This is a genomic window from Chryseobacterium sp. GP-SGM7, assembly GCF_049166575.1.
GTDB lineage: Bacteria > Bacteroidota > Bacteroidia > Flavobacteriales > Weeksellaceae > Chryseobacterium.
Map to the genome: position 1 here is coordinate 1,528,657 of NZ_JBMHFF010000001.1, position 24,566 is coordinate 1,553,222.

Annotated in this window: 30 protein-coding genes; 9 read left to right on the forward strand and 21 right to left on the reverse strand. The window is 32.3% G+C overall.

Annotation, left to right across the window (positions count from 1 at the left end):
- Positions 1 to 38: 38 nt before the first annotated feature.
- Positions 39 to 683 carry a ligase-associated DNA damage response endonuclease PdeM gene (gene pdeM, locus ACOOWA_RS06750; protein ID WP_421374091.1) on the forward strand — a complete coding sequence of 215 codons (645 nt, stop codon included), beginning with the start codon at positions 39 to 41 and terminating at the stop codon, positions 681 to 683.
- A 3-nt stretch (positions 684 to 686) separates the two neighbouring features.
- On the opposite strand, the gene ACOOWA_RS06755 is transcribed toward pdeM, so the two are convergent.
- Positions 687 to 1,040, reverse strand: a complete 354-nt coding sequence (locus ACOOWA_RS06755; protein WP_421374092.1) for a hypothetical protein — start codon at positions 1,038 to 1,040, stop codon at positions 687 to 689.
- 452 nt (positions 1,041 to 1,492) lie between these two features.
- On the opposite strand from ACOOWA_RS06755, the gene ACOOWA_RS06760 reads away from it, so the two are divergent.
- On the forward strand, positions 1,493 to 2,086 hold the full coding sequence (locus ACOOWA_RS06760) for a Crp/Fnr family transcriptional regulator (protein ID WP_421374094.1): 594 nt from the start codon (positions 1,493 to 1,495) through the stop codon (positions 2,084 to 2,086).
- Positions 2,087 to 2,144: 58 nt separating this feature from the next.
- Here the strand turns inward: ACOOWA_RS06760 and ACOOWA_RS06765 are convergent, their stop codons facing one another.
- The 5 genes from ACOOWA_RS06765 to ACOOWA_RS06785 form a co-directional block, all read right to left on the reverse strand.
- A complete protein-coding gene (locus ACOOWA_RS06765; RefSeq protein ID WP_421374096.1) occupies positions 2,145 to 2,645 on the reverse strand; it encodes a CinA family protein in 501 nt (166 codons plus the stop codon).
- 7 nt (positions 2,646 to 2,652) lie between these two features.
- Positions 2,653 to 2,958, reverse strand: coding sequence for a hypothetical protein (locus ACOOWA_RS06770; RefSeq protein WP_421374098.1), 306 nt, complete (start codon positions 2,956 to 2,958; stop codon positions 2,653 to 2,655).
- Between the two features lie 328 nt (positions 2,959 to 3,286).
- A complete protein-coding gene (locus tag ACOOWA_RS06775) occupies positions 3,287 to 3,901 on the reverse strand; it encodes a Crp/Fnr family transcriptional regulator (RefSeq protein WP_421374099.1) in 615 nt (204 codons plus the stop codon).
- Positions 3,902 to 3,918: 17 nt separating this feature from the next.
- Positions 3,919 to 4,515 (reverse strand): Crp/Fnr family transcriptional regulator, encoded by a 597-nt coding sequence (locus tag ACOOWA_RS06780; RefSeq protein WP_421374100.1) that lies wholly within the window; start codon positions 4,513 to 4,515, stop codon positions 3,919 to 3,921.
- Between the two features lie 283 nt (positions 4,516 to 4,798).
- Positions 4,799 to 5,011, reverse strand: a complete 213-nt coding sequence (locus tag ACOOWA_RS06785; RefSeq protein ID WP_421374101.1) for a hypothetical protein — start codon at positions 5,009 to 5,011, stop codon at positions 4,799 to 4,801.
- 297 nt (positions 5,012 to 5,308) lie between these two features.
- On the opposite strand from ACOOWA_RS06785, the gene ACOOWA_RS06790 reads away from it, so the two are divergent.
- Together ACOOWA_RS06790 and ACOOWA_RS06795 are read left to right on the forward strand one after the other, a co-directional pair.
- Positions 5,309 to 5,815 (forward strand): pyridoxamine 5'-phosphate oxidase family protein, encoded by a 507-nt coding sequence (locus tag ACOOWA_RS06790; RefSeq protein WP_421374102.1) that lies wholly within the window; start codon positions 5,309 to 5,311, stop codon positions 5,813 to 5,815.
- A 39-nt stretch (positions 5,816 to 5,854) separates the two neighbouring features.
- Positions 5,855 to 6,205: a hypothetical protein gene (locus tag ACOOWA_RS06795; RefSeq protein WP_421374104.1), complete on the forward strand. Its 351-nt coding sequence runs from the start codon at positions 5,855 to 5,857 to the stop codon at positions 6,203 to 6,205.
- Between the two features lie 286 nt (positions 6,206 to 6,491).
- Here ACOOWA_RS06795 and ACOOWA_RS06800 read toward each other — a convergent pair whose 3' ends face one another.
- The 5 genes from ACOOWA_RS06800 to ACOOWA_RS06820 form a co-directional block, all read right to left on the reverse strand.
- Entirely contained in the window at positions 6,492 to 7,085 is a 594-nt protein-coding gene (locus ACOOWA_RS06800; RefSeq protein WP_421374105.1) for a Crp/Fnr family transcriptional regulator, read from the reverse strand.
- On the reverse strand, positions 7,082 to 7,462 hold the full coding sequence (gene ytxJ / locus ACOOWA_RS06805) for a bacillithiol system redox-active protein YtxJ (protein WP_421374106.1): 381 nt from the start codon (positions 7,460 to 7,462) through the stop codon (positions 7,082 to 7,084). The genes ACOOWA_RS06800 and ytxJ overlap by 4 nt, the downstream gene beginning before the upstream one ends.
- Positions 7,459 to 7,920, reverse strand: a complete 462-nt coding sequence (locus ACOOWA_RS06810) for a DUF1569 domain-containing protein (protein WP_421374107.1) — start codon at positions 7,918 to 7,920, stop codon at positions 7,459 to 7,461. The genes ytxJ and ACOOWA_RS06810 overlap by 4 nt, the downstream gene beginning before the upstream one ends.
- Before the next feature lie 11 nt (positions 7,921 to 7,931).
- The gene (locus ACOOWA_RS06815) at positions 7,932 to 8,525 is read right to left on the reverse strand and encodes a hypothetical protein (protein ID WP_421374109.1); all 594 of its coding nucleotides are present in this window, start codon (positions 8,523 to 8,525) and stop codon (positions 7,932 to 7,934) included.
- A gap of 227 nt (positions 8,526 to 8,752) precedes the next feature.
- Positions 8,753 to 9,895 (reverse strand): DEAD/DEAH box helicase, encoded by a 1,143-nt coding sequence (locus ACOOWA_RS06820; protein ID WP_421374111.1) that lies wholly within the window; start codon positions 9,893 to 9,895, stop codon positions 8,753 to 8,755.
- A gap of 172 nt (positions 9,896 to 10,067) precedes the next feature.
- Between ACOOWA_RS06820 and pncA the strand changes: the two genes are divergently transcribed.
- A complete protein-coding gene (gene pncA, locus ACOOWA_RS06825; RefSeq protein WP_421374112.1) occupies positions 10,068 to 10,673 on the forward strand; it encodes a bifunctional nicotinamidase/pyrazinamidase in 606 nt (201 codons plus the stop codon).
- An 88-nt stretch (positions 10,674 to 10,761) separates the two neighbouring features.
- Here pncA and ACOOWA_RS06830 read toward each other — a convergent pair whose 3' ends face one another.
- The 4 genes from ACOOWA_RS06830 to ACOOWA_RS06845 all read right to left on the reverse strand — a co-directional run bounded on the left by ACOOWA_RS06830 (position 10,762) and on the right by ACOOWA_RS06845 (position 14,384).
- On the reverse strand, positions 10,762 to 11,337 hold the full coding sequence (locus ACOOWA_RS06830; protein ID WP_421374113.1) for a hypothetical protein: 576 nt from the start codon (positions 11,335 to 11,337) through the stop codon (positions 10,762 to 10,764).
- A 123-nt stretch (positions 11,338 to 11,460) separates the two neighbouring features.
- On the reverse strand, positions 11,461 to 12,465 hold the full coding sequence (locus tag ACOOWA_RS06835; RefSeq protein ID WP_421374660.1) for a peptidylprolyl isomerase: 1,005 nt from the start codon (positions 12,463 to 12,465) through the stop codon (positions 11,461 to 11,463).
- Positions 12,466 to 12,544: 79 nt separating this feature from the next.
- Entirely contained in the window at positions 12,545 to 13,054 is a 510-nt protein-coding gene (locus ACOOWA_RS06840) for an FKBP-type peptidyl-prolyl cis-trans isomerase (protein WP_421374114.1), read from the reverse strand.
- Positions 13,055 to 13,313: 259 nt separating this feature from the next.
- Complete coding sequence (locus tag ACOOWA_RS06845) at positions 13,314 to 14,384, reverse strand: branched-chain amino acid aminotransferase (protein ID WP_421374115.1); 1,071 nt, start codon at positions 14,382 to 14,384, stop codon at positions 13,314 to 13,316.
- Between the two features lie 84 nt (positions 14,385 to 14,468).
- On the opposite strand from ACOOWA_RS06845, the gene mnmD reads away from it, so the two are divergent.
- Together mnmD and ACOOWA_RS06855 are read left to right on the forward strand one after the other, a co-directional pair.
- A complete protein-coding gene (gene mnmD / locus ACOOWA_RS06850; protein WP_421374662.1) occupies positions 14,469 to 15,143 on the forward strand; it encodes a tRNA (5-methylaminomethyl-2-thiouridine)(34)-methyltransferase MnmD in 675 nt (224 codons plus the stop codon).
- Positions 15,144 to 15,280: 137 nt separating this feature from the next.
- Positions 15,281 to 15,697 (forward strand): NUDIX hydrolase, encoded by a 417-nt coding sequence (locus tag ACOOWA_RS06855; protein ID WP_421374116.1) that lies wholly within the window; start codon positions 15,281 to 15,283, stop codon positions 15,695 to 15,697.
- Between the two features lie 21 nt (positions 15,698 to 15,718).
- On the opposite strand, the gene ACOOWA_RS06860 is transcribed toward ACOOWA_RS06855, so the two are convergent.
- Positions 15,719 to 16,426, reverse strand: coding sequence for a DUF4294 domain-containing protein (locus tag ACOOWA_RS06860; RefSeq protein ID WP_421374117.1), 708 nt, complete (start codon positions 16,424 to 16,426; stop codon positions 15,719 to 15,721).
- Between the two features lie 53 nt (positions 16,427 to 16,479).
- Between ACOOWA_RS06860 and ACOOWA_RS06865 the strand changes: the two genes are divergently transcribed.
- Positions 16,480 to 17,556 (forward strand): M28 family peptidase, encoded by a 1,077-nt coding sequence (locus ACOOWA_RS06865; RefSeq protein ID WP_421374118.1) that lies wholly within the window; start codon positions 16,480 to 16,482, stop codon positions 17,554 to 17,556.
- Between the two features lie 83 nt (positions 17,557 to 17,639).
- Positions 17,640 to 18,290 (forward strand): ribulose-phosphate 3-epimerase, encoded by a 651-nt coding sequence (rpe, locus tag ACOOWA_RS06870; protein ID WP_421374119.1) that lies wholly within the window; start codon positions 17,640 to 17,642, stop codon positions 18,288 to 18,290.
- A 463-nt stretch (positions 18,291 to 18,753) separates the two neighbouring features.
- Here rpe and ACOOWA_RS06875 read toward each other — a convergent pair whose 3' ends face one another.
- The 5 genes from ACOOWA_RS06875 to ACOOWA_RS06895 form a co-directional block, all read right to left on the reverse strand.
- On the reverse strand, positions 18,754 to 19,173 hold the full coding sequence (locus ACOOWA_RS06875) for a nucleoside-diphosphate kinase (protein WP_421374664.1): 420 nt from the start codon (positions 19,171 to 19,173) through the stop codon (positions 18,754 to 18,756).
- A gap of 325 nt (positions 19,174 to 19,498) precedes the next feature.
- The gene (gene rsgA / locus ACOOWA_RS06880; RefSeq protein ID WP_421374120.1) at positions 19,499 to 20,425 is read right to left on the reverse strand and encodes a ribosome small subunit-dependent GTPase A; all 927 of its coding nucleotides are present in this window, start codon (positions 20,423 to 20,425) and stop codon (positions 19,499 to 19,501) included.
- 94 nt (positions 20,426 to 20,519) lie between these two features.
- Positions 20,520 to 21,599, reverse strand: coding sequence for a chorismate mutase (locus ACOOWA_RS06885; RefSeq protein WP_421374121.1), 1,080 nt, complete (start codon positions 21,597 to 21,599; stop codon positions 20,520 to 20,522).
- A gap of 967 nt (positions 21,600 to 22,566) precedes the next feature.
- Complete coding sequence (gene dnaX / locus ACOOWA_RS06890) at positions 22,567 to 23,652, reverse strand: DNA polymerase III subunit gamma/tau (RefSeq protein WP_421374122.1); 1,086 nt, start codon at positions 23,650 to 23,652, stop codon at positions 22,567 to 22,569.
- Positions 23,653 to 23,741: 89 nt separating this feature from the next.
- Positions 23,742 to 24,365, reverse strand: a complete 624-nt coding sequence (locus tag ACOOWA_RS06895) for a TetR/AcrR family transcriptional regulator (protein ID WP_421374123.1) — start codon at positions 24,363 to 24,365, stop codon at positions 23,742 to 23,744.
- Positions 24,366 to 24,566: the final 201 nt, after the last annotated feature.

Below are 24,566 nucleotides of genomic sequence, written 5' to 3' on the forward strand. Positions count from 1 at the left end.
CTCCGGGATGACAAACAGTATGTTTTATTAATTATAGAATGAAAATAGTAACAAAAAATATCAATATTCAAGAACACGTTTTTACATTAACTAATCAGCGTGCATTGTTTTGGAAAAAGGAAAAAGCATTAATTCTATCAGATTTACATATCGGAAAAACTGCACATTTCCGCAAAAACGGAATTGCGCTTTCTAATCAGATTTTTGAAAATGATTTGCAGAGATTATCCGTTTTGATTGAATATTTTCAGCCGGAAAAATTTATCGTAGTCGGAGATTTGCTTCACGCCGGAGATAATTCTGATGTTGATAGATTCTGTGAATGGAAAAATCAGTTCCCGGAGATAGAATTTCATCTTATAGAAGGTAATCACGACAGGATTTCTAAAAAACTCGAAGCTAAATTGTGTCTAAATTTTAAATCAAGTGAGCTGGAAATAGACGAAATTACATTTGTTCACGATTTTGAAAAAACCAATCCTAAATTTCAGATTACGGGTCATATTCATCCCGGAATCATGCTGAATTCTTTCGTTAAGAAAATAAAACTGCCTTGTTTCGCTTTGTCAGACTATCAATTGTTGCTTCCTGCTTTCAGTGAGTTTACAGGTTTAGATACAAAAAATCTCCCTAAAAAAGGAAGATTTTTTGTTTTTACAGATGCTGAGATTTATGAGATTTGATTTTTATATTTGATCAAACCATTTATAAATATCAGTATCTGATGAGATATTGAGCTTTTTTCTAAGTCTGTTTTTTCTGTTCTGGATCGCTTTGGGAGTCACAAAGGTGTAAGTTGCAACTTCTTTTGTACTTAATCTCAACTTGAGATAGATACAGAAAATAATTTCAGAGTTTTGCAGGTTTGCATTGATAGCAGCTAATTTCTCAAAAAACTTAGGATATGCAGATTTGAATTTGCTCAATAAACGTGGCGAATTTTCTTTCGCAAGTCTGATAATTTCTTCGTCTACTGCAGTTTTTGTGTTGTAATTTTCTGCGTTTAAAGTTGGTCCGTTTTCGTTGTATTTATTCATCATGTAGCAGAATTTTTCTGTATCAACATTATGTTTTTTATTTTTAAACTAAAATGTCGATTAACTTTCTTATAAAACGTTTATTTTTTCTTTTTAAAATGTAAGTATTTTTATATTTAATTCACTTTAATCAGATTTCCGCAACCAGAATTATTCTTGTCTTGTTGCTCGATTCAAATGTATCAGAATTTTTAGTTTTGTTTTTATGATTCTAATCAACTACTCAAGATTTCCTGATTTTTCATTCTTAAAATTAATTCATACATCAAATTTTGATTAAAATTTTTATTTTGAAGTGGAAAAATAAAGCGTTACTATTGAATGTGGTATCTGTGTGGTATACGAATAATTCACTTTTGTAGAAATTTACATTTTCTTTACAATTCTAAAAATTAGGTCAGCAATATGTTTTCACAATTTTTATAGAATTTTTTTATAGAATTAATCCCTAAAATATGATAAATGAAGATATACTATTTTCTTTTGGTGCAGATTTAAAAACGTATGACTCCGAAGATATTATTTTTTCTGAAGGCGAAACCCCGAATTATTTTTATATGATCTCCAGCGGGAAAGTAAAATTGAACAACTACAATGAAGGTGGAAAAGAATTTATCCAGGGAATACTTTTACAAGGCCATAGTATTGCTCTTTCTACTCTTTTTGCAGGTAAACCTTATCCTGTCAATGCTGTTGCTATTGAAGAAAGCGAGGTCATAAGACTTCCGAAAGCCAGTTATTTTGAAATTTTAAAAAAGCAGCCGGAATATTATACAGATATTGTTCACTGTCTTTCAGAACACATGCATTATAAGTTTTTGATGACGCAGAGTATGGCTTTTCATAGCCCTTCTGAGAAACTTATGACATTGATGAATTATATCAAATATTCTCATCACGATCAAAAACAATTTTCACTTCAAATACAGCTTACAAGACAGCAATTGGCTTCTCTCACAGGTTTAAGTGTAGAAACTGTAATCCGTGTAATAAAAAACATGGAAAAAGAAGGTGTTTTAAAAATACAAAACAGAAAGATTTTTTATTAAATTTTGTGGAAATACTGATTTGGTTTAGGTATTTAATAATAATCTTTCTGCTTATATTTTATTTCAAAATTAGTAGTTTCTTGATTTCGCTTTTAAAACAGCCTAAAATAAACTCGGTATAATATTCTTGAGCTCCCAAAGCCTGTGTTTTAGGATGAAGCTCTAATTTTTTAGACAAAATAATTTCACCTTTGTAAGCAAAAGAGTAATAAGAATAAATTTTATACGTTGAATTTCTGATTGGGTTTGCATAACCGGTAACAGCGATAGACCAGTCGGTTTCAAATAATTTGGCAACATTCAAGGCCATCGTTTCTGAAATTTTTTCGGAGACGCAGTCGCAAAGATCAGCTTCATATTCATCTACGTTTAAAAGTTTTACTTTCTGTTCTAAAGCATAAGCCGTGATGCCGCCTTTGTAAAACATTCCCGCATTGGGCATTTGGGAAAAAGCCAACTGGAAAAGCCCGGAAGTAACACTTTCAGCGATAGAAATCGTTTCATTGGTGGTGATTAATGCTTCACTGATATAGTTGAGTAAATTTTGTTGAAATACCATAATGTTTTTAATGAAGTTGTGAGATATTCATGTATTTTTCAAAATAATGCAGGTCTTCATTTTTTTGAAGTGTCAGATAAAACATCAGCTGATTGGGTTCTTTTCTGCTTATATTTTCTATAGAATCAAATTTGGCAATCATAGCTCTTACAGCATCATTTTGCTGTTCGCTGTTGATAACAAAAAGCAGGAAAACATCATCTTTAATTTCCTTTGCATAGATTACAGAATTGTTTTCAATCCATTTTCCATGATTGGGTATTTCGGCAAAATCGTCTTGCTTTAAAAGTTTTAAAATTTTATTGATGTTCATATTTTTGTGTGGTGTTGGGTAGCGTTGATTATTGGCTTGCAATAAGTCGATTTAAAAAAGATTACCTCTCCCTCTACGAAAGAGGTAATCAAAAGAAAGTAAATTATGAATGAAGTTGGATCAGGATAAATTAAAAAAGAGAAAGTGCCTTTTAAAAATTTCAGCGTCAGACTTGGGTTGCTTTAGTTTCATGTAGATGGTGTATTTAGGTGATTTCTGGTATACTATTTCAAAATAATTCTCCCATTAAATTTGTGAATTATTATTCAATATAATATTCAAATATAACACTCAAAACACTGGCTAACTTATGACTTAAATCATAACTTTAATAACAAATCTTACGTTCGTGAATTTTGAGAATCTCTTCTTTTTCCATTTTTTTTATGGTTCGGATAATGGTTTCCACACGCAGTCCGGTAAGATCTGCAATTTGTTGTCTTGTAAGTTTTACATAAAAAGAATGACTGTCATTACAATCTGAATAACTTTTGAGGTAATCAAAAAGCCCGGTAATTCTCGCTGTTGGATTATGCGACGCCATATTTTGGATCATAATCATCTTAAAATAAAGTCTGTGCGACAGACACGCATTCATTTCCATTGAAACATGGGGATGTTCTTTAATTAAGTTGATAAAATTTTTTCTGGGCAGACGAATAACCGTTGTCGGTTTTAGGGCAATAGCATTTACGGGATATCTTTTATCAATAAATAGCAGAGGATCACCAAAACTTTGCCCGTTTCCTAAAATATTGTGAATAAACTCCTTCCCCTCTTCATTATAATTATTCACTTTTACAGAGCCTTCCATAATTTGGAAATAATAGGAAGGTGAGTCACCTTCACGGAAAATAGATTCTTTTTCTTTGTAGATTTTAATTTCGGCACTGTAAGATTTCAGCAATTGCTCGTCAATCTTCATGCAACTAATCGTTTTCATGGTATAGTATTTTAAATTTAATACAAAATTTTACCATTTTCGGTCAGCAATTTGCCGTCTCTTTCCATTTTTTTTAATGCTCTGATTACAGTTTCTACACAAAGCCCGGTAAGATTTGCCATTTGCTGTCTCGTCAATGGAATCTGAAAGGTGAATCTCTTTTCTACACACCCAAAACTCTTCATGTAATCCATAAGAGTTTTCAATTTCACCGTAGGACTTTGTGTACACATATTTTGTGCCATAATTTGTTTATAATAAAGCTTTTCAGAAATAGATTTATTCATCTCAAAGCAGATCTTAGGATTTTCTTTTAACAGGGCTAAAAATTTTTCTTTTGTAAGGCTTAAAATTTCACATGAATTCAATGCAACTGCGTTCATAGGGTAAGAACGATCTACAAAAAGTAAAGATTCGCCGATGCAATCACCTTTTTCTAAAAGATGCTGAATGCTTTCTTTGCCGGATTCGTCATAATTATTCATTTTTACATTTCCGCTGACAATCTGGAAATAATAATTGGCAGATTCTCCTTCTGTGAAGATATTTTCAGATGCAATATAATTTTTTATAATTGCACCTGCATTTTCGAGGATTTTATGATTGATTACCATAATTTCTCAATATTTATAATGAATTGTGATGGCAATCCTCACAAAAGATATTAGTAAATAATAGGGTGGCAACAATTTTTAAAATAATGGGGAACTCGTTGAAATAAAGAGTGTTAAAACTCAAGTATTTTACTGAATTTCAGTATTTATTTTTAAATAACAGAATCATTTACACATTTATTGGTGTAAATTTTAAAGTTTTAATTATAAATGAATAATTAAACTTAATACAATCAATGATAAAAAGTATGTAATTATAAATTATACATTACTTTCAAGATAATTATTTTCTCTTTACAGATGCTGAATCTTTTGGTATTGAAGAACTGTCTATAATAGTAGAAACGGGTGTGGTATCTGATGCAGGAGGAAGAGATTGCGAAATCATTGTGTCAGCCGATAAAGAATCTGATGTATTGGTTTTAATTTCTGCTTCCTTTTTAGAACAACTCAGGACAAAAATTCCCAAAGCTAAGATTAGCGTTGATTTTTTCATACTACTTATTTTTATGGTTTGGTTTTAATCTGAATAATTACAATTTGATTATCAAACAATTACTCCTATTTCACTAACAAATATACTATTAAATGCATATAGAGATTATGATTGTAATCATAATCTATTCTTAAAACAATAAGATTCAGCTGAATAATGTATATTTAAAGTATTTTTCACATAAAAATAATATTTTTTTTAGCAAATTTATATTTTTGGTTAGATTTTTGAAGTGTCAAAATAATACAAATAGTATCTATTTGTAAAACCAAACCCACAATTACAAATTATTATATTATGTCAACAGAAAACTTAGATCATTTAGAAGCAGTAAAGAAAATTAAAGAACTTACAGAAAAAGCAAAAATCTGTATGTTTTGCACCAATCTGGAAACTTTACCACTTAACACAAGACCGATGAGTCTGCAGGAAACCGATGATAACGGAAATCTTTGGTTTATCAGTAGCGAAACAAGTAATAAAAATTTTGAAATAAAAGACGACAAAAAAGTGCAACTTTTATTTATGAACAATTCAGATTCAGAATATATTTCTATATTTGGGGAAGCATCTATCTATAAAGACCGCTCAACCATCGAAGATAAATGGTCTGTAATGGCAAATGCCTGGTTCGACGGAAAAGATGATCCCAATGTTTCCATCATTCGCGTAGAGCCGAAAGATACTTATTATTGGGATACAAAAGCCGGAAAACTGGTTAGCTTACTAAGCTTTGTGGCTGCAGCCGTTACAGGAAACAAAACAGATAACTCTGATGGCGTAGAAGGGAAGGCTACCATTTAGATCTAAAATTCTTATTATAAACCTTAAAACTGAAAGATCATGATATTCGAAGATGACACACACTCTGTTGTTCATGAGACCAATAATAAGCCGATAAGCAATTTTGCAAAAATTACACAGGTTATTAATTTCAGTGGAGATAAATCTTTTATCTTAAATTCTCTGCAGAAAATAAAAAACAGTACGATTTGCGAAATCAAAAGGAAATTAATTGATACCTTTATTACAGAATATACAGTGAATTTCAACGGCTATGTTGAGAACGACAGTTATCAATTTCACTCCGATGGTTATCAATTGTCACCTTCTTATGCGAAACAATCTTACGAAAAAGTTTTAAGGGAACAGGAATATCTTAACAGAATAATCACCACACTGAACAACGAATAGTTGTTTGGTGCGGTGATTATAATTTATATAAAGCTACCTGTTGTGCATTTAAGGGGGAATGTTAAATAAACTAAAAATCAATCACTTGTATTTCTTTGATAAGCGAAGCACCCTTGTTTTACTTTATTTCAGCATAGTTTTTGAGTTTCTTTTGTTTAACCTTGCGTTTATTTTATCGCAAAGAAAAACAAAGAATTTAAATCAAAAAAACTTTTTAAAGATAAACAAAGGCGTTTCACTTACTGAAGTAAAACAAATTTGTAAATGCACAACAGTATAAAGCTGATTATTTATCAGTAACAAAATTCTTTTTTGCCAATTCTTTCCTCACACGACTCAGACTTTCGGGAGTGATTCCCAAATAAGAAGCTATCATCCACTGCGGAACTCTTAGCAGAATATCCGGATACATTTTTATAAATTTTAAATATCGCTCTTCTGCTGTTTCCCCCAACAAAGAATTAATTCTATCCTGTAAACTTTTTACATGTTTTTGAATAATTAAATCATTCTTTTCAATTGTATTGGGAAATTCTCCCAAAAGTTTACTGAAAAAATCAGGCTGTAAAAACAATACTTCAGAATCTTCTACAGCTTCGATATAGTATTTTGATTTTTCATTGAAATAAAGACTGCTTCTGTCACCAATAAGCCAGTTTTCAGGAGCAAACTGTATAACGTGTTCTTTTCCATTTTTGTCAATAGAGTACATTCTCAGCAAACCTTTTTCAACAAAAAAAGTATTGCGGCAAACCTCACCTTCCTGTAAAATTGTTTCGTGCTTTCCTACCTTTTTCAACTCATACTGAATGCTGCATAAATTTAATTTTTCGGCAGGAACTTCAAAAACTTTGGCTAAATATTCGTTTATATTGCTCATAAAATCTGGCTTAAAGAAATATCCTGATGGGATGCATTGTTGATGGGTTGTCCGTTTTCAAAAACAATTAATTGTGGACTTTCATGACGAATTCTGAAATCTTCAGCAATTTTGTTAGAAATTGGCCTGAATGCCAAAAGATCTAAAAAATATAAACTTACATTCTGCCCTTCTGAGTTTTCAACTTCTTTTTCAAAATTTTTCAAAACCGTTTTGCTGATAAAACAGCTTGTTGAATGCTTGAAAATTGCTATTCTCCTTTCATGAGACTGTTTGATCGCTTTTTCTAAATCTTCCTCGGATCTTATTACGTTCCAAAAAGATTTTGATTCTTCCTGTTCCTGTTTTCCGCCAAATATTTTATCTAAAAAACTCATACATTAAATTGTTTTAAATGATGATCGAGATGTTTATATTCCATAAATCCCCAATCTTTTTGTGTCATTTTACCGAAAAGCTCGTGATGATCCGGTAAAAAATGATTTTCTGAAGACAATTGATATTCATCTAATCTTTTCAAAAGATTATTTTTAGCCTCATTAAAATTACAATCAAAATTAACGATTACTTTTCTAAAAGTAGGCATATTTCGGGGAATTCCGTTATTGAAAATCTGCATTTCTTTTTTAACGAAAATTCCGATCGATTTAAAAACAAAATTGATTGGCGGAAGAGTAATTTTCTTTAAAGCAACCTGCAGAATCAAATCGCAGTGTACCATCATTTGACAAACATTCATACTCCCCCATTTTCTCTCTGAATTTTCAGAAAGCTGAGCAATTCTCTGCTTTATTTCGTTAAAATCATTTTGATTATGAAGACTTTTGTACTGCAATTTTGTAAGTTTTAATTCACGACATTGTTCGTTATTAAGCTAATTAAAGATGAAACCAAAACGGCATTTTCATCTTTTAAAAAGTAAAGCATTTTGTTTTTATATTGATCTTCTTTTGAATAAATCATAAAATAATGACTGTACTTTTTTATCGCCAAATCTGAATACGATATTTCTTTTTTATCAAATTGTATGCAAGTGTCTTTGAAAACAATTCCGCCAAGATTAAATTCTTCGTCGTTATTGTATTGACGGATGTATTGATTTAAAATATCATCAAAATAACATTTCCACAATTCATCAACAATATCACAAAAGAGCTGATGTTTTTCATCCAATTTTCTTCTGTAGAAAAGTTTAAAACTAATTTTCATTTCTTTCCCTGAATGATTTTTAATGAAAATCTGATATTCTCTTCCAATATAAAATTCAAAACCTCTGATGAAATGAATTCCATAGCGAACCCCTGCAATTTCATTTTTAGAAATTGTCGTGAATAAATCTTCAAGATGATCTTTGTTTTCAAACTTTAAAAAGTCTTCATCAATAATCAGTTGACGTTTTCTTGTATCAAACAAACCTCTTATGATGGTAAATTCTTTCATGATTTAATATTCGGAAATAGTTTTGTGAATTGTATTCTGATTTTTCTTAAAAGATTATTTTTAACACAACGTTCGCAAAGATTTTTAAATCCAAACTGCATATTTTTTCGTTCGCAATGGCGTTTCAATCAGCAAATGAAAACCATACAATTATGAAAGATTATTGATTTAAACTTTTATCAAAAATTTTAAATAACAAATCTGCTCAATCAGCGAAATAAAAAATATTAATACCCGTGCAATTCAATTCCTTCCGTTCTCTGTAAAGTGATTTTCTTTCCCATTTTCTTTTGAATCACTCTGAAGTGCTGCAATTCATCATCCGTCAAAATATTAATCGCCGTTCCTTTTTCACCAGCACGACCTGTTCTTCCGATTCTGTGAATATAATCTAAAGGTGAACGAGGCAATTCGTAATTAATTACGCAAGGCAAAGATTCAATGTGAATACCACGACCGATCAAATCGGTGGCAACCAAAATCTGAGCACCATTTACTTTAAATTCTTCCAAGTTATTTCTACGAGCACCCTGTGATTTCTGACTGTGAATTGCAACAGCTTTTATTTTATTTTTCTTCAGTTTTTCTACCAAATTATCTGCAGATCTCGTTGAAGAAACAAAAATCAATGCTTTTTCAACTTTCTTTTCTTTAATTAAATATCGTAAAAACGGACCTTTGTTTTCGGGAGAAACATGATATGCTAGTTGCTCAATGTTATCAATTTCAACTTCCTCTTTTTTAATTTCAATAATTATGGGATTGATGGATAAACGTTCTTTCATTTCAGAAACTTTATCATTTAAAGTCGCTGAAAATAAAGTGGTTTGCTTTGCAACAGGCATCATGGCGAAAAGTTTATTCATCTCTTCACCAAAACCAAGCTGAAACATTTTATCTGCTTCATCAATCACCAAATGCTGAATTCCTGAAATACTTAATGCATTATGATCAATTAAATCTAATAAACGACCGGGAGTTGCAATAAGAACTTCCACGCCATACATTCCTTTCATCTGCGGGTTGATAGAAACTCCGCCATAAACTGCCATCGTACGGATTTCACGTTTCAGATTATCCGTAAAAGCTTTGAAAACTTCATCAATCTGAATTGCCAATTCTCGTGTAGGAACCAATATTAAAACCTGAATATTACGGTCTTTTTTAACTTCTGCATTCTGTAACTTTTCTAAAATAGGCATTGCAAAACAAGCGGTTTTTCCCGAACCTGTCTCTGCAATTCCCATTAAATCTTTCCCTTGCAAAATGACAGGAACAGCCTGCTCCTGAATGGGAAAAGGTTTTAAATAACCCAATTTACTAACAGAGCGAATAATATTGTGTGATAATCCTAACGATTCAAATGACATAAAAATAAATATTTACTGCAAAGATAAGCTATTGCGTTTTGGTTTTGTTGATCTGAACACTTTTCAGAATACAATTTATTTTAAAAATGCCGTTTTGTCCGATATTTCTATTTTGGATAAATTTTTGAGGAATAATTTTTATAAATTTATCAAATAAACGAGACAGCTATATATGAAAAAAGCATTAATAATCGTCGATGTACAGAATGATTTTTGTGAAGGTGGAGCTCTTGCAGTTCCGGGAGCGAATGAAGTAATTCCTTACATTAATCTTCTGATGGAAGAAAATGACTATGACCAGATTATTCTTACACAGGATTGGCATCCTTCGAATCACAAAAGTTTTGCAAGCAATAACGAAAGAAAAGTGGGCGAAAGCATTATTTTAAATGGCGTTCCGCAGTTTATGTGGCCAGATCATTGTGTGGAAGGAACTTTCGGGGCAGAATTTCATAAAGATTTGAATCGTGATAAAGTAACCCACATTATTCAAAAAGGAAAAAATACCGAGATTGACGCTTACAGCGGTTTTCAGGACAACAATCATTTCATGAAAACAGGATTGGATGATTTTTTAAAATATCACGAAATTCAATTGGTGGAAATTGTTGGTTTAGCAATGGATTATTGTGTGAAATTTACCTGTACCGATGCCGTTGCAAACGGTTACATCACTTGCCTTCATTTCAACGGAACCCGTGCGGTCAACGTGAAACCTGAGAATGGAAAAGATGCAATCTATGAAATGATTCAGAAGGGAGTGACGGTTTTAGGATAAATGCCGCACTCCGATTCAAATATATTTTTTTAAAGTTTGATCCTAAAATGTAAACAACAGATAGTCAATTCGGGAATTGGCTATCTGTTTACAATTTATCCAAAATCTTTTTCGGAAGCACTGTCGTCAACTGGCTTTTATATTCTTTATCTGCAAAAACGACTTTCCATGTTTTTTTATCTTCCGAAATTGCAACCATTTTCATAGGTGCGTTGATTATATAAGCTCCTTTTTTGTCTAAATATTCCACCGATCCTTTACCGTATTTTTTTGTCAGCATTTCAGAGATAGACTTTTTCATTTCCTCACTCATTGAGCTTACATCTGCTTTGAGTTTCAAATAGTAACTTGAGATTGAAAAATTTTCTCCTTCAACCAGTTCGGGTTTTCCGACTGAAATAAATTTCATATCCAAAACATCAATTTTTACGAAAGGATTATTGTAGGTCATATTCAACATTTGAGTGAACTGATCTTTTTTTACAACTGTGAAAAATTTAGGATAAATACTGTCGACAGTTTGATCCAGCTTTTTATATTTAATTGTATTCACAAAATAGACCATCGATTTTCGGATTGCCTGATCATCTGCATTAGCTTTCGTCTGAGCCAATGAAAAAAGAGAAATAAGTATGAATAACGCTGCGATAAATCTTGCTTTCATTTTAAATTTAAATTAATTATATAAGACCTCATAAGTTTCCAAAACCTGTGAGGTTTAAAGATTTAAAAGTAATAAAAAAACCGCCTTTTACAAGACGGTTTCAATTATTTTTATCAGTGCTGATTAAGGTACTTTTACCAATTCAACATCAAAAATTAACCAAGCATTTGGTGGAATTACTCCTCCTGCTCCATTTGCTCCATAACCCATTGCCGGCGGAATCAATAAAGTAGCAGTTTCACCTTCTTTTAACAATAAGATTCCTTCGTCCCAACCTTTGATTACTCTACCGGTTCCTACAGGAAATTCAAGAGGCTCATTTCTTTTGAATGAAGAATCGAATTCGGTACCATTTGTAAGTCTACCTGCATAATGTACCTGAACGTTATCGCCTGCTTTTGCAGCTTTTCCGTCAGTTTTCTTAGTAATTTTGTAATAAAGACCAGATTCTGTAACCTGCATTCCTGCTTTAAGATCTTCCAGAGCTTTTTTCGCTTCAGCTTCAGCTTTTTCAGCCATTGCTTTATTGTTTGCAGCTATTTTACCTTTTCCTTCATTGAAGGTTTTTGCAGCATCATAGTTTTTATACTCATCACCTTTGCTGAAAATGCTTACTTTCTCAAGTACAATATCCGTTTTTGGTTTATCCTGAGCTCCTTTTTCTACAGCAGCGATCGCATCAATCGTTTCAGTTCCGTTTACTACAGATCCGAAAATAGTGTGTCTTCCGTCTAACCAAGGGGTAGCAACTTCCGTGATGAAAAATTGAGAACCGTTTGTGTTTGGCCCTGAATTCGCCATAGAAAGAATACCTTTTCCTGTATGTTTAAGGTCGTTTTTCTCGTCTTCAAATTTATATCCGGGATCTCCGGCTCCGGTTCCCTTTGGATCACCTCCCTGAATCATGAAATCTTTAATTACTCTGTGGAAGATGGTTCCGTCGTAAAAAGGAACTCCTTTCGCTTTAGATTTATTATCGATTTTACCTTCTGCAAGACCAATAAAGTTAGCTACAGTTACCGGTGATTTTTTGTCTTCAAACTTTACAATCATGTTACCTTTTGTAGTCTGAATATTAGCATAAAGTCCGTCTTTAAGCCCTTCGTAAGTTTCTTTGTCTACGTTCATCTTTTTATAAATTGGAGTACAGCTTAAAAGCGAAACGCTCGCCGCTGCTAAGATTATATTTTTGTTTAAGAATTTCATTTTACAATGCTTTTAATTTTATAATTAAAGGAATATCGTTATCAATTTTATTTTCGTCACCATACGTACCGTAAGCGAGTGAAGATGGAACAAGAAGCGTTACTTCTTCTCCCTTCTGCATATATCGAAGTGCATTTTCAACGGCTTTAAGCTCATCAAAATGCCCGAATCTGGCATCATTTCTTCTAATAGATTTATCGTAAATTTTAGTCTGATCAAAATCGTAAAGATCGTAAGAATACGAAATCTGAGAATCATCAGGTCTTCTTTCTCTTTTATCTAAACCATCAATATTTGTCCAGTAATTCAACTGTGTGGGGAAGAATTTTATGTTTTGACCTTTAATCCAATCCTGAATTTGATTTCTTTCAATCGTATTGAGATTTTTCATACGGTTTTTGGAAACATCAAGATCACTTTGGCTCAAAACACCACCAACCGGAGGATGCACCGGATTATTTCTTTTACAGCTGAATAAGCTTAAAACAGATATGAAGACTAATTTTTTCATAAAACTTTTGCGAAAATAAGCATTTCGGGAATCAATAACAAAAGTTGTTGAAATATATTGAAGGGTAATTTTAAAACATTTAGAATAATTCTGCATTTAAAATAAAATCAATGTAGGGATAACTACTCTTTCATTCGATGAAATACATCCACAAATTACATAATAACTGATGAGAAATTATTTTAAAATAAGTTTTATCATAATTCAAACAAAAAAGTCAGGAGAAATTCCCGACTTTTGTTGATATTTAATGTTAAAATTAAACTGTTTCTAAAGCATGATCCACTAAAATTCTCCATCCGAAAGGATCTTCAGAAAGATTTGTCTGTAAATCAACCAAGTCATTTTTCAATGTAACCGCAAAACTTTCTTCGTCTGAAAGCCTTGGCAATTCCAATTTCTCACCATTGTAACCTAACGCCTGGAAAACCGTTGTAACTACCGCTGTTCCTACTCCCCAAACTTCTTTCAAAGTTCCGTTTTTCTGAGCTTCAACCACGTCTTTTACTTTAATAGCTTCCACCTTTACTTCAAAGCCTCTTTTTTTAGCCAAGGCAATGAAACTATCTCTTGTAACCCCGTCTAATATTTTTTCAGAAGTTGGAGGCGTAAATATTGTATCGTTGATTCTTACAAAAACATTCATTGTTCCGCTTTCTTCGAAATATTCGTGAGTTGCGTCATCTGTCCAGATAATTTGATCATATCCTTCTTCAATAGCCAGCTGAGTCGGATAGAAAGAAGCGGCATAATTACCAGCTGCTTTAGCTGAACCTACTCCACCACTTGCTGCTCTGGAATAATGATCTGAAATTTTCACAGAAACCGGCTCTGTGTAATACATTTTCGCAGGCGTAGCAACGATTGCAAACATATATTTATTGGCTACTCTTGCTTTTAAAGCTTCTTCGGTAGCAAAAATTAAAGGTCTTATATATAAAGAATTGCCTTCTCCTTTAGGAATCCATTCTCTATCGATATCTACTAATGCTTTTAAACCATCCAAAAACATTTCTTCTGTAACTTCCGGCATTGCCAAACGTTTAGCAGATTTATTGATACGCTCAAAATTCTTTTCAGGCCTGAAAAGGAAAACCTGTCCGTCGTTGTCTTTGTAAGCTTTCATACCTTCAAAACAAGCTTGCCCATAATTTACTCCCATCATTGCAGGCGTAAATAATAAAGGACCATAAGGAACCAACTTCACATCGCCCCATTTACCGTTCTCATATTCACAGATGATCATGTGATCACTGAAAGTATTTCCAAACGAAAAATTATTGGGATCAAATGTAGAAATTCTAGAGTTTTCAGTTTTTTGAATTATCATTTCTTAAAATTTTTATGATGTTCTACAAATTTAACATAATTTTTCAAATATAAAAATTTTAGATTAAATTTGAAAAAAATTACTTTGGAAAGAGAGATTAAAACCACAAAAGACGGTAGTAAAACACTGTTTATCAATGAATTAAATGAAAACTATCATTCTCATCATGGTGCACTTCAGGAAGCAGAACATGTGTTTATCAAAAACGGACTAAATTTAATAAATGATTGTGAAATTAACATTTTAGAACTCGGTTTTGGAACAGGTTTGAATGTTTTGGTAACAATTAATGAATATTTAAAAACTGATAAAAATCATGTCATCAACTATTTTACACTCGAAAAATATCCAATAAAACAGTCAGAAATAGAAAATTTAGCTTATTTCGAGCTGTTTGATAACCCAGAATTAAAAAATATTTATCAAAAAATTCATCAGTCTGATTGGGAAAAACCGGCAGAAATTATTAAAGGCTTCAATTTACATAAGATTCAATGTGATTTTTTTGATTTAAAAACCATTGATTTACCGAAGATTAACTTGGTTTATTATGATTGCTTCGGAGCGAGAGTTCAGCCCGATCTTTGGGAAAAACCTTTATTTGAGATGGTTTCCGACAAAATGTCTGTCAACGGATTGTTAACAACCTATTCATCTAAAGGAAGTGTAAGGAGAATTTTGGAAGAACTTCAATTTAAAGTTGAAAAAAAACAAGGCCCTCCCGGAAAGCGGGAAATGATAAATGCTGTGAAATTATAGGCGGAAAGCTTGATGACTGGTGATGGAAGTTATATTTAAAAATAATGAAAATAAACAGTTATAGCAAACTTCTAACTTCCAGCATTCAACCTCCAACTTCAATTTTTTTCCTTATTTTAGCTTAGCAAATTATTATTATGATCGACAATATTAATGTAAGAGTGTATGCTTGTGTTGTAAAAGATAAAAAAGTTCTGACGCTTTTTGAAGAATACGCAGGTGAACATTTGATGAAATTTCCTGGCGGAGGTTTGGAATATGGTGAAGGATTGACAGATTGTTTAAAACGTGAATTTGAAGAAGAGCTAAATGTTCATATTGAAATTGTAGAGCACCTTTATACTCAGGAAGATTTTTTGGTTTCAAGGTTTAAATCTAATGAGCAATTGCTTACTATATATTATATGGTAAATATTATCAACGAAGAAGATTTTATCATTCTCGATCCTTGTATTGAAAAAATAAATTGGATTCCGATTGATACTCCCGAAAACCCCTTCTCGTTGCCTATTGATAAAATTGTTTTCGATAAATTGAAAGAAAAATTCCTGTAAAATATTTTACAGAAATTTTTATTATTTTGAAATTTTGAAATCTTTTGCTCCGGGATAAGGTTGTAAATATCCTGAATTCCAGTTGGATTGAAGAAGTGATTCTAAAAACTCATCGGTTCTGTTTTTATGAGGATTATATCTGTCTTTCAAATCAATATCTGCCATTTTTCCTTTCACATTCCACCAAAAAGCACTCCATCCGCCACGTAATTCTTTAATGATTTCATAAACATTTTTTCCGGTGGCTCTGTTTAGTAATTTAGCAAAAACCTGCCCTTCAGTTGTTGTTAAATCTCTTAACTGTTTCTCGTATTGATCAGCCAGCATATTTTGCCTGTCTTTTACGTACTTTCGTTTTGCTGCACTGTCAAGATTGTTCATTTCCCCCTGAATATCTCTATACTGCTGTAATGCTGTTAGAAATAAAGGATAAACCCTGTATAATTTTTTATTTAAAAAGAAATAATAATTCTTATCAAGCTGATTATTGAATTTTGGCTTATTTAATAGAACTAACTCATCCATAACGACTACGGTTTCACCGTTTATCTCATAAATCTTAGCCTTTTGTCTTTCGTCGTAAAAAAATTTGTTTCCGAATTCATCCGTTTTCAACTGATCCTGCGGATACTGTGATAAAGGTCTTGCAATGACAGAATCTCTTTGCTGCCCAAAAACAGTAAGACCAAAAAAGAACAGAAAAAGGCAGGCAATTTTATGAAATTTCATTATTTTTACACGTATTATAACAAAATTTGATAACAAAAATCATTCCTTTTTATATGAAATTTGAGAAGAAATCTTTGAAATTTTTAGAGAAATATTTAAACACTTCGTCACCAACCGGTTACGAACATGAAGGTCAAAAAGTATGGATGGATTATATCACTCCTTATGTAGATAAAGTTGAAGCCGATCATTACGGAACCTGCTACGGAATCATTAATCCTGAAGCAGAATTTAAAGTAGTAATTGAAGCTCATGCTGATGAAATTTCCTGGTATGTAAACTACATTACCGATGATGGATTAATTTATGTCATCAGAAACGGAGGTTCAGATCAAACGATCGCTCCTTCAAAGGTCGTTCAGATTCATGGAGAAAAAGGAATTGTAAAAGGAGTTTTCGGGTGGCCCGCAATTCATACAAGAAGCGCCAATCAGAATGAACCTACTCCGAAAATTGACAATATCTTCATCGATTGTGGTGCTACTTCAAAACAGGAAGTAGAAGATTTGGGAATTTTTGTAGGATGCATGATTACTTATCCTGATGAATTTTTCGAAATGAATAACCGTTATTTTGTTTGCAGAGCTTTAGACAACAGAATTGGTGGATTTATGATTGCTGAAGTTGCAAGACTTTTAAAAGAAAACAAAAAACAAATTCCTTTTGGTTTGTATATTACCAATTCGGTGCAGGAAGAAGTTGGCTTGTACGGAGCAGATATGATTGCAGATACAATTAAACCAAATATTGCCATTGTTACCGATGTTACTCATGATACGACAACGCCAATGATTGAAAAGAAAAAAGAAGGCGATCAGAAATGTGGTGACGGTCCGGTTGTATTTTTTGCTCCGAGTGTTCATCACACCATCAGAGAGGTAATTATTGACACGGCAAAAACTAAAAAAATTCCTTTTCAAAGAGCTGCAGCCAGTCGCGCAACAGGAACAGATACAGATGCTTTCGCACATTCAAACGGTGGAGTTCCCAGTGCATTGATTTCCCTACCTTTGCGATACATGCATACAACAGTGGAAATGGTTTCTAAAGAAGATGTTGGAAACGTAATTCAGTTAATTTACGAAACACTTCTGAGGATTACACCTGAAATGAAACTGAAATATCATTAAAATGAAGTTAGAAATTAGACATTAGAAGTTAGTTCCAATCTGATTTCTAATACCTAAGTTCTAAAATCTAAATATAAGTAAAAATGAAAACGAAGCTTATTGCTCCTTCCCTTTTAGCCGCAGACTTTGGGAATCTGCAGAGAGATATTGAGATGGTAAATAATTCTCAGGCAGACTGGTTTCATATTGATGTGATGGACGGAAGATTTGTTCCGAACATTTCTTTTGGATTTCCTGTGATGAAAACGGTACAAAAACATGCAAAAAAGTTTGTCGATGTACATTTGATGATCGTTGAACCAGATAAATATGTTGATGAATTTATCGATCACGGAGCCGATTTAATTTCAGTACATTATGAAGCTTGTACACATCTTCACAGAACAATTCATCACATTCAAAGCAAAGGCGTGAAAGCTGGAGTTGTTTTAAACCCTTCAACACCTGTTCTACTGCTTGAAGATATAATTGCAGATGTTGATTTGGTTCTGTTAATGAGCGTAAATCCCGGATTTGGAGGTCAGAAATTTATCGAAAACACCTATAAAAAGATCGCAGAGACCAAAGATCTTATTTTAAGCAATAATTCTACCGCTCTCATTGAAATTGACGGCGGAGTTAATTTAGAAAATGCTTCCAAATTATTTGAAGCCGGCGCAGATGTTTTAGTTGCCGGAAATGCAGTTTTTTCAGCAGAAAATCCTGAAAGAACAATTGAATTCTTAAAGGTCTAAGAATTATAGTTTAATTCTAAAAAAAGCTGTTTCATTAAGTCTGAAACAGCTTTTTTGTTACAAACTAAAAAAGACAGCTTACAAAACTGTCTTTCCTCTCTTGTAAAAGAGATCATTAAATTATATGGTTATTAGTTTTTATAGATTCGATGCCTAGGAATCTGATTCTCTGTTTTATTTGATGTAAAGATGAAGAAATTCTGGTATACCATCCTATCCGTAAAAACACGGAATTTTTATAAGTAAATGCTTATTATAGTTTTCATTTCAACATATTAAATAACCAATTGTAATATTTATATATTTTAAAATAGTAATTAAATTTAATCTAAATAATATTCTATTTAATATGAAATCTGTCATCACTAAAATAAATGACTTATTGTCTGATAATGTATATCAAATTATTAGATCAAAAAAAATCCGGAAAAATTTCCGGATTAATTATTTTGTGGAGTTTTAATTAAAAAATCTCTCTCCCTGAAAAATGAAATTGAGCTTCAATTAAAGCATTTTCATTAGAGTCAGAACCGTGTACTGCATTCTCTCCAATGCTTCTGGCAAACATTTTTCTGATAGTTCCTTCAGCTGCTTCTGCCGGATTTGTAGCTCCGATTAAAGTTCTGAAATCTTCAACCGCATTGTCTTTTTCTAAAACCGCAGCAACGATAGGACCAGAACTCATAAAATCAACTAATTCTCCGTAAAAAGGTCTTTCAGCGTGAACTTCGTAGAATTTTTTTGCATCTGCAACAGTAAGCTGAGTTAATTTTAAAGCTTTGATTTTAAAACCACCTTCTGAAATTTTCCCTAAAATAGAACCAATGTGGCCATCAGCAACTGCATCTGGCTTAATCATTGTGAATGTAATGTTTGACATAATTGAATATTTTTTTAATGGCACAAAATTACGAAAAATATCTAAAATATAATTTTAAATTAATTTTAACATAAAATAACTTTTGTTAAGAAATTGAAGTTTGCTATTGGCACAGTAATTGCAATTACTAATTCGATTCTCATGTTTAATTTGAGTTTTCATGGTTATTAGTTTTTACCCAGCTTCGGCTGGGTTTTTTTATTGCTAATAATCCGTATTTTAAATTGCAAAATTCGCAATTTAAACTACTTATGGATAAGAACAAGACAGCTTTTTGCTTCAATATAAAGCAATGAAGTAAATTATGTTTAAAATATATGAAAATTTTTTATCTGTTAGAATTTTCTTCAGCCTCATCCATCAGTTTGATATAGGTAGAATATCTTGAAGATTGAATTTCGCCGGTTTCTAAAGATTCCAAAACGGCACATTTTGGTTCATTCACATGAAGACAATTGTGATATTTACACTCTTCCCTTTTTTTGAAAATCTCAGGGAAATAATGCTGTACTTCTTCTTTTTCAATATCAATCATGGCAAATTCACGTACTCCGGGAGTATCGATTACATTTCCGCCAAAATCCCAAAAATGCATTTGCGCAAAAGTAGTTGTATGCTTTCCTTTCAAATGAGTATCTGAAATTTCAGAAGTTCTTAAATTAAGATCGGGCTGCATTGCATTGACCAAAGTAGATTTTCCACACCCGGAATGACCGAAAAACACTGAAGTTTTATCTTTAAGCAGTTCTACCAAATCATCAAGGTTTAATTTTGAATAAGAAGAAATTTCCAAGGTTTCATATCCGATTTCATTGTAAAGAAATTCAATATCTTTTACAATTTCAGATTCTTCTTCAGAAAGTACATCCATCTTGTTGAATAAAATCAGCGGAGTGATATTGTAAGCTTCACAACAAGCTAAAAATCGGTCTAGAAAACCGAGAGAAGTTTCGGGATGTTTTAAAGTGAAAATAAAACATGCCAAATCGATATTTGAAGCAATAATGTGTGCTTCTTTTGAAAGATTTACAGATTTTCGGATCAGATAATTTTTGCGGGGCTCAATTTTTGTAATCCATGCAACATCATCCTGCTCCAGCTGAAATTCTACAAAATCACCAACAGCCAAAGGATTTGTGAGTCTGGTTTTTATCAGTTTAAATTTTCCACGAATTCTCGCTTCAAAAATTTTTCCGGTTTCTGTTTCCAAAACCTGATACCAGCTTCCTGTAGACTTAATGATTTTTCCTTTCATATATAGACTGCAAATATAAGGAATTAGGTTTTAGGTATAGGATTTAGTTTTAGCTATAAACAAATTCTAAATCCTATCACTTTTCCAAAACCAATTATCTGTTAATCATGATGCTGTTTTGAACCTCAATAGATTCTTCATGAATTGCTTTAAAAACCTTTTCAATAAAATCCTGTGACATTCCGGTCTCAGAAGCTTTTTGAATAGCGTATTCTGTAATGACCTTCCAACGATCCGGCTGAAAAATCGCAATATCATTTTCCTTTTTCAGTTTTCCTATTTTCTCTGAAATCTTCATTCTTTGAGACAGCAATTCAATCAACTGAAAATCTAAATCTGAAATTAAAGTTCTGTGTCTACCCATTTCATCATCAAAACCAGCCAATCCTGAATTTCTGACTTTTAAATTTGAAATCATTTCACCCAGAACTTCCGGTGTAATTTGCTGTGAAGCATCACTCCAGGCTTCATCCGGATTACAGTGAGACTCAATAATGGCACCTTGGTAACCAACATTTAGAGCCTCCTGTGTAATATCTGCTAAACCGGTACGATTTCCACAAATATGTGAAGGATCAATTAAAATCGGAATATTCGGAAACTGGCTCTTGAAATCTAAAGCAATCTGCCAATTCGGATTATTTCTGTATTTTGTTTTTTGGTAAGTAGAAAAACCTCTGTGAATCGCTCCCAAGTTTTTAATATCCTGTCCTAAAAGTCTTTCCAAAGCACCAATCCATAAAGCCAGATCAGGATTTACAGGATTTTTAACTAAAACTATTTTTTCTGTACCTTTTAAAGCTTCAGCGATTTCCTGAACCGTAAAAGGATTTACGGTAGAACGTGCACCAATCCATAAAATATCTACGTCTGCTTCTAACGCTGCAGCAACGTGATGGGCATTTGCGACTTCGGTAGCAGTTTTAAAACCGTACTCTTCTTTTACTTTTTTTAACCAGTTTAAACCGATTACTCCAACTCCTTCAAAACCATTCGGTTTTGTTCTCGGCTTCCAGATTCCTGCACGAAAAATCGGAACTTGAGCATTTGTATTTTTAATTCTTTTCGCTGTTTCAAGCATTTGTTGCTCACTTTCCGCACTGCATGGTCCTGCGATAATGAGAGGTTGCTGAAAATCTTTTATCCAGCTGTTTTCTAAATCTCTTAAGTTCATATTGTAAATTTTATTTTAAATTAAAGGCAATAGTATATGTATTATAAAGTTACTTTATAATTCTTTCAAAAAAAAGGGAGTTCAAAAATTGTAATGAAATCAGGAATCTGATGTAGAATTCCTATGGTTTTTTAGAAAGAAATTGAATTAGCTATACCAATAAAATCGATAATAACTTCTAAAATTTCTATCATAAAAGGTAACAAAAGAAAGATAACCGCTTAAAAAATAAGCAGGTGTAAAACTGATTGTTTGAGTAAAATCAGGAGTATATGGAAGTTTGGAATGTTCCAATTGTATACTGTGTTTTATCTTTGTTTTTGTAAATCGTAAGCAAATATATAAATTTATGACAAATCAAACCTCATTAAATCATCTAAATCTTTCAAAAGAGGATTCATCTCAATAAATTTTTCGAAAATTTTCTTCTTAGTCATCACTTCAATTTTCAGATTTTCATGATCTTTTTTAAATCTAAAATCGATAGAATGATTATGTACTTTATGTTTAAAATGATTAAAAAACCCAATGCTGATCTTATCAAACTCTATTTTAGCAGAATCTGAAGGATAGGAAATCTCAATAATTTTCTCGTCAATTTTAATGAGCTTAAATGCTTTTATTGCATTAAAAATTACAGGATCTTTGGTTCGGAGCTGTTTTAAAAATATCGTCCATTCAGTCTGAATATCAGTATCTGTAAAATGATGTTCCGGAAGATTTTCGGTACTAGCAGCAGGAACATTTTCTTTTTCCTCAGTTTTTTCTTCTTGATTTAAGAATGAATTAATACTGAAACCAGAAGAAATATTGGGTTTTGATAATGGTTTTGAAGCTTTAGTTACAGGTTGTAAAGTTGGTTCAGGTTCAACAACTTTAGTTTGAACTTTTACTTCCTCAACTTTCTTTTCCTGAATCTGTGTCGGTAATTTTATTTCCTGTTTCTCATCAAGAAACGGAGCTAATATTATAAACTTTTTTTTTTAGCTAATTCGCCATTGGCAGAAAGAGAAGACAACTGCATTAATGCAATCTCAACAGTAAGTCTGGGATTCTTTGAATTTTTATAATTGATATCTGCATGATTACAGATTTCAATTCCGTCGATTAAATGCTGCGGACTCCATTTTTGTCCTTGTTCTGTAAATTTTACTTTAGTTTGTTCTCCTACTTCAATCAAATCCATTGTTGAAGGATTCTGCGCCATCATCAAATCTCGGAAATGATTTCCCAATCCGGCAATAAACAGGTGTGGATCAAAACCTTTTTTTACAATTTCATTAAAAGCAGAAAGTACTTCAGGAATTTTATTTTCTTTAGCTAAATCAACAATTTTCAGGTATTGATCGTAATCTAAGATATTAAGAACTTCAGCCGCTTTTGCAAGGGTAATATTTTTCTGAGAAAAGGTGGAAAGTCTGTCAAAAATAGAAAGTGCATCTCTCAACGCTCCGTCTGCTTTTTGAGCAATTAAATATAAAGCATCATCTTCATATTTTACATTTTCCTTTTCTGCAATTCCTCTTAAATGATTTTGAATATCAAGAATCGTAATTCTTTTAAAATCATAAATCTGACAACGGGACAAGATTGTAGGAATAATTTTATGTTTCTCAGTTGTTGCTAAGATAAAAATTGCATGAGTGGGTGGCTCTTCCAAAGTTTTAAGAAAAGCATTAAATGCTGCAGAAGATAACATGTGAACCTCGTCAATAATATACACTTTATACTGACCAACCTGTGGCGCAAAACGCACCTGATCAATCAATTCACGAATATCGTCAACAGAGTTATTAGAAGCAGCATCGAGCTCATAAATATTATAAGCAAAACCGTCTTCAGAAACAGAACCGTCTTTTTCGTTGATTTTTCTGGCTAAAATTCTGGCACAAGTCGTTTTACCGACTCCACGAGGTCCGCAAAACAAAAGAGCCTGCGCTAATTGATTTTCGTCAATAGCGTGTTCCAGCGTATCTGTAATATGAGATTGTCCGACAACGGTATCAAACTGTTGCGGACGGTACTTTCTTGCAGATACGATAAAATTTTCCATTGCCCAAAAGTAAGAAATATAGTTTTAATTTAAAAATTAAAATCTTCAAATTTCATGTAAAATATTGCTTTATCTGGGCAATAGATTATTTACTTGTTGTAGGCAAAGTCGATGATATCTCCGATTGCTTTTTTTATTTTCTGTCTTCCATCTTCACTCTTCATATCTAATCCGCAGAATGTGTTTCCATTATGACCGGTGTAAAGATTAAGATGATAGCATCCTGCAACAAGAAGTGCAGTTATGGCTCGATAATCTTCAGATTTCTCACCAAAATGCGGGTCTGTAATGTTTTTGAACAGCTCCTCTCCTACTTCTTCTCTCTGATCCAAAAGTTTTTTAAGGATAGGTCTGCTTTCAGACATTTCCCAAACAAGAATTTTCTGAAGTTCTTTATTCTTTTTAAGACTGTCAAACTGGTTGATTATTGCCATTTTAGACATTTCTTTTCCTCCATCAGATAAATCAATATTTTCATCTGTTTCAAATCTGCTCCAGTAATCCTGAGACTTGATGTATTCGTCAATTAATTTATCTGTGCTACCAAAATATTCGTAGATTAGTTTTTTGTCAAATCCTGCAACAGCAGCAATTTTACTTACCATTAATCCGGAATATCCTTTGGTTTTCAAAATCTTTCCTACTGCATTGAGTAGTTTTTGTTTTGTTTTTTCTTTGTCCCTGATAGGACCTTGTACAACTTTTCTAGGCATCGTTTTCTATTTAATTTGCTAAAAGCAACTTTTCAATCATATTTTAAAAATTCTAATCTCATATGGAAGATGTTGTTTACAAAACAGTTATAGAATTTTTATTGTTGCAAATATACATCTCTTTAGTGAGAGTTGTATAGTACATATTTTTCATTTACGATTTTTTTTCTCATTCGGTTTCACTAAGTGTAGAAAAACCTG

Bases quoted from the DNA above. Each gene is read 5' to 3' on its own strand.
- pdeM (WP_421374091.1), top strand. From the start codon at position 39: ATGAAAATAGTAACAAAAAATATCAATATTCAAGAACACGTTTTTACA.
- ACOOWA_RS06755 (WP_421374092.1), bottom strand. From the start codon at position 1,040: ATGATGAATAAATACAACGAAAACGGACCAACTTTAAACGCAGAAAAT.
- ACOOWA_RS06760 (WP_421374094.1), top strand. From the start codon at position 1,493: ATGATAAATGAAGATATACTATTTTCTTTTGGTGCAGATTTAAAAACG.
- ACOOWA_RS06765 (WP_421374096.1), bottom strand. From the start codon at position 2,645: ATGGTATTTCAACAAAATTTACTCAACTATATCAGTGAAGCATTAATC.
- ACOOWA_RS06770 (WP_421374098.1), bottom strand. From the start codon at position 2,958: ATGAACATCAATAAAATTTTAAAACTTTTAAAGCAAGACGATTTTGCC.
- ACOOWA_RS06775 (WP_421374099.1), bottom strand. From the start codon at position 3,901: ATGAAAACGATTAGTTGCATGAAGATTGACGAGCAATTGCTGAAATCT.
- ACOOWA_RS06780 (WP_421374100.1), bottom strand. From the start codon at position 4,515: ATGGTAATCAATCATAAAATCCTCGAAAATGCAGGTGCAATTATAAAA.
- ACOOWA_RS06785 (WP_421374101.1), bottom strand. From the start codon at position 5,011: ATGAAAAAATCAACGCTAATCTTAGCTTTGGGAATTTTTGTCCTGAGT.
- ACOOWA_RS06790 (WP_421374102.1), top strand. From the start codon at position 5,309: ATGTCAACAGAAAACTTAGATCATTTAGAAGCAGTAAAGAAAATTAAA.
- ACOOWA_RS06795 (WP_421374104.1), top strand. From the start codon at position 5,855: ATGATATTCGAAGATGACACACACTCTGTTGTTCATGAGACCAATAAT.
- ACOOWA_RS06800 (WP_421374105.1), bottom strand. From the start codon at position 7,085: ATGAGCAATATAAACGAATATTTAGCCAAAGTTTTTGAAGTTCCTGCC.
- ytxJ (WP_421374106.1), bottom strand. From the start codon at position 7,462: ATGAGTTTTTTAGATAAAATATTTGGCGGAAAACAGGAACAGGAAGAA.
- ACOOWA_RS06815 (WP_421374109.1), bottom strand. From the start codon at position 8,525: ATGAAAGAATTTACCATCATAAGAGGTTTGTTTGATACAAGAAAACGT.
- ACOOWA_RS06820 (WP_421374111.1), bottom strand. From the start codon at position 9,895: ATGTCATTTGAATCGTTAGGATTATCACACAATATTATTCGCTCTGTT.
- pncA (WP_421374112.1), top strand. From the start codon at position 10,068: ATGAAAAAAGCATTAATAATCGTCGATGTACAGAATGATTTTTGTGAA.
- ACOOWA_RS06830 (WP_421374113.1), bottom strand. From the start codon at position 11,337: ATGAAAGCAAGATTTATCGCAGCGTTATTCATACTTATTTCTCTTTTT.
- ACOOWA_RS06835 (WP_421374660.1), bottom strand. From the start codon at position 12,465: ATGAACGTAGACAAAGAAACTTACGAAGGGCTTAAAGACGGACTTTAT.
- ACOOWA_RS06840 (WP_421374114.1), bottom strand. From the start codon at position 13,054: ATGAAAAAATTAGTCTTCATATCTGTTTTAAGCTTATTCAGCTGTAAA.
- ACOOWA_RS06845 (WP_421374115.1), bottom strand. From the start codon at position 14,384: ATGATAATTCAAAAAACTGAAAACTCTAGAATTTCTACATTTGATCCC.
- ACOOWA_RS06855 (WP_421374116.1), top strand. From the start codon at position 15,281: ATGATCGACAATATTAATGTAAGAGTGTATGCTTGTGTTGTAAAAGAT.
- ACOOWA_RS06860 (WP_421374117.1), bottom strand. From the start codon at position 16,426: ATGAAATTTCATAAAATTGCCTGCCTTTTTCTGTTCTTTTTTGGTCTT.
- ACOOWA_RS06865 (WP_421374118.1), top strand. From the start codon at position 16,480: ATGAAATTTGAGAAGAAATCTTTGAAATTTTTAGAGAAATATTTAAAC.
- rpe (WP_421374119.1), top strand. From the start codon at position 17,640: ATGAAAACGAAGCTTATTGCTCCTTCCCTTTTAGCCGCAGACTTTGGG.
- rsgA (WP_421374120.1), bottom strand. From the start codon at position 20,425: ATGAAAGGAAAAATCATTAAGTCTACAGGAAGCTGGTATCAGGTTTTG.
- ACOOWA_RS06885 (WP_421374121.1), bottom strand. From the start codon at position 21,599: ATGAACTTAAGAGATTTAGAAAACAGCTGGATAAAAGATTTTCAGCAA.
- dnaX (WP_421374122.1), bottom strand. From the start codon at position 23,652: ATGGAAAATTTTATCGTATCTGCAAGAAAGTACCGTCCGCAACAGTTT.
- ACOOWA_RS06895 (WP_421374123.1), bottom strand. From the start codon at position 24,365: ATGCCTAGAAAAGTTGTACAAGGTCCTATCAGGGACAAAGAAAAAACA.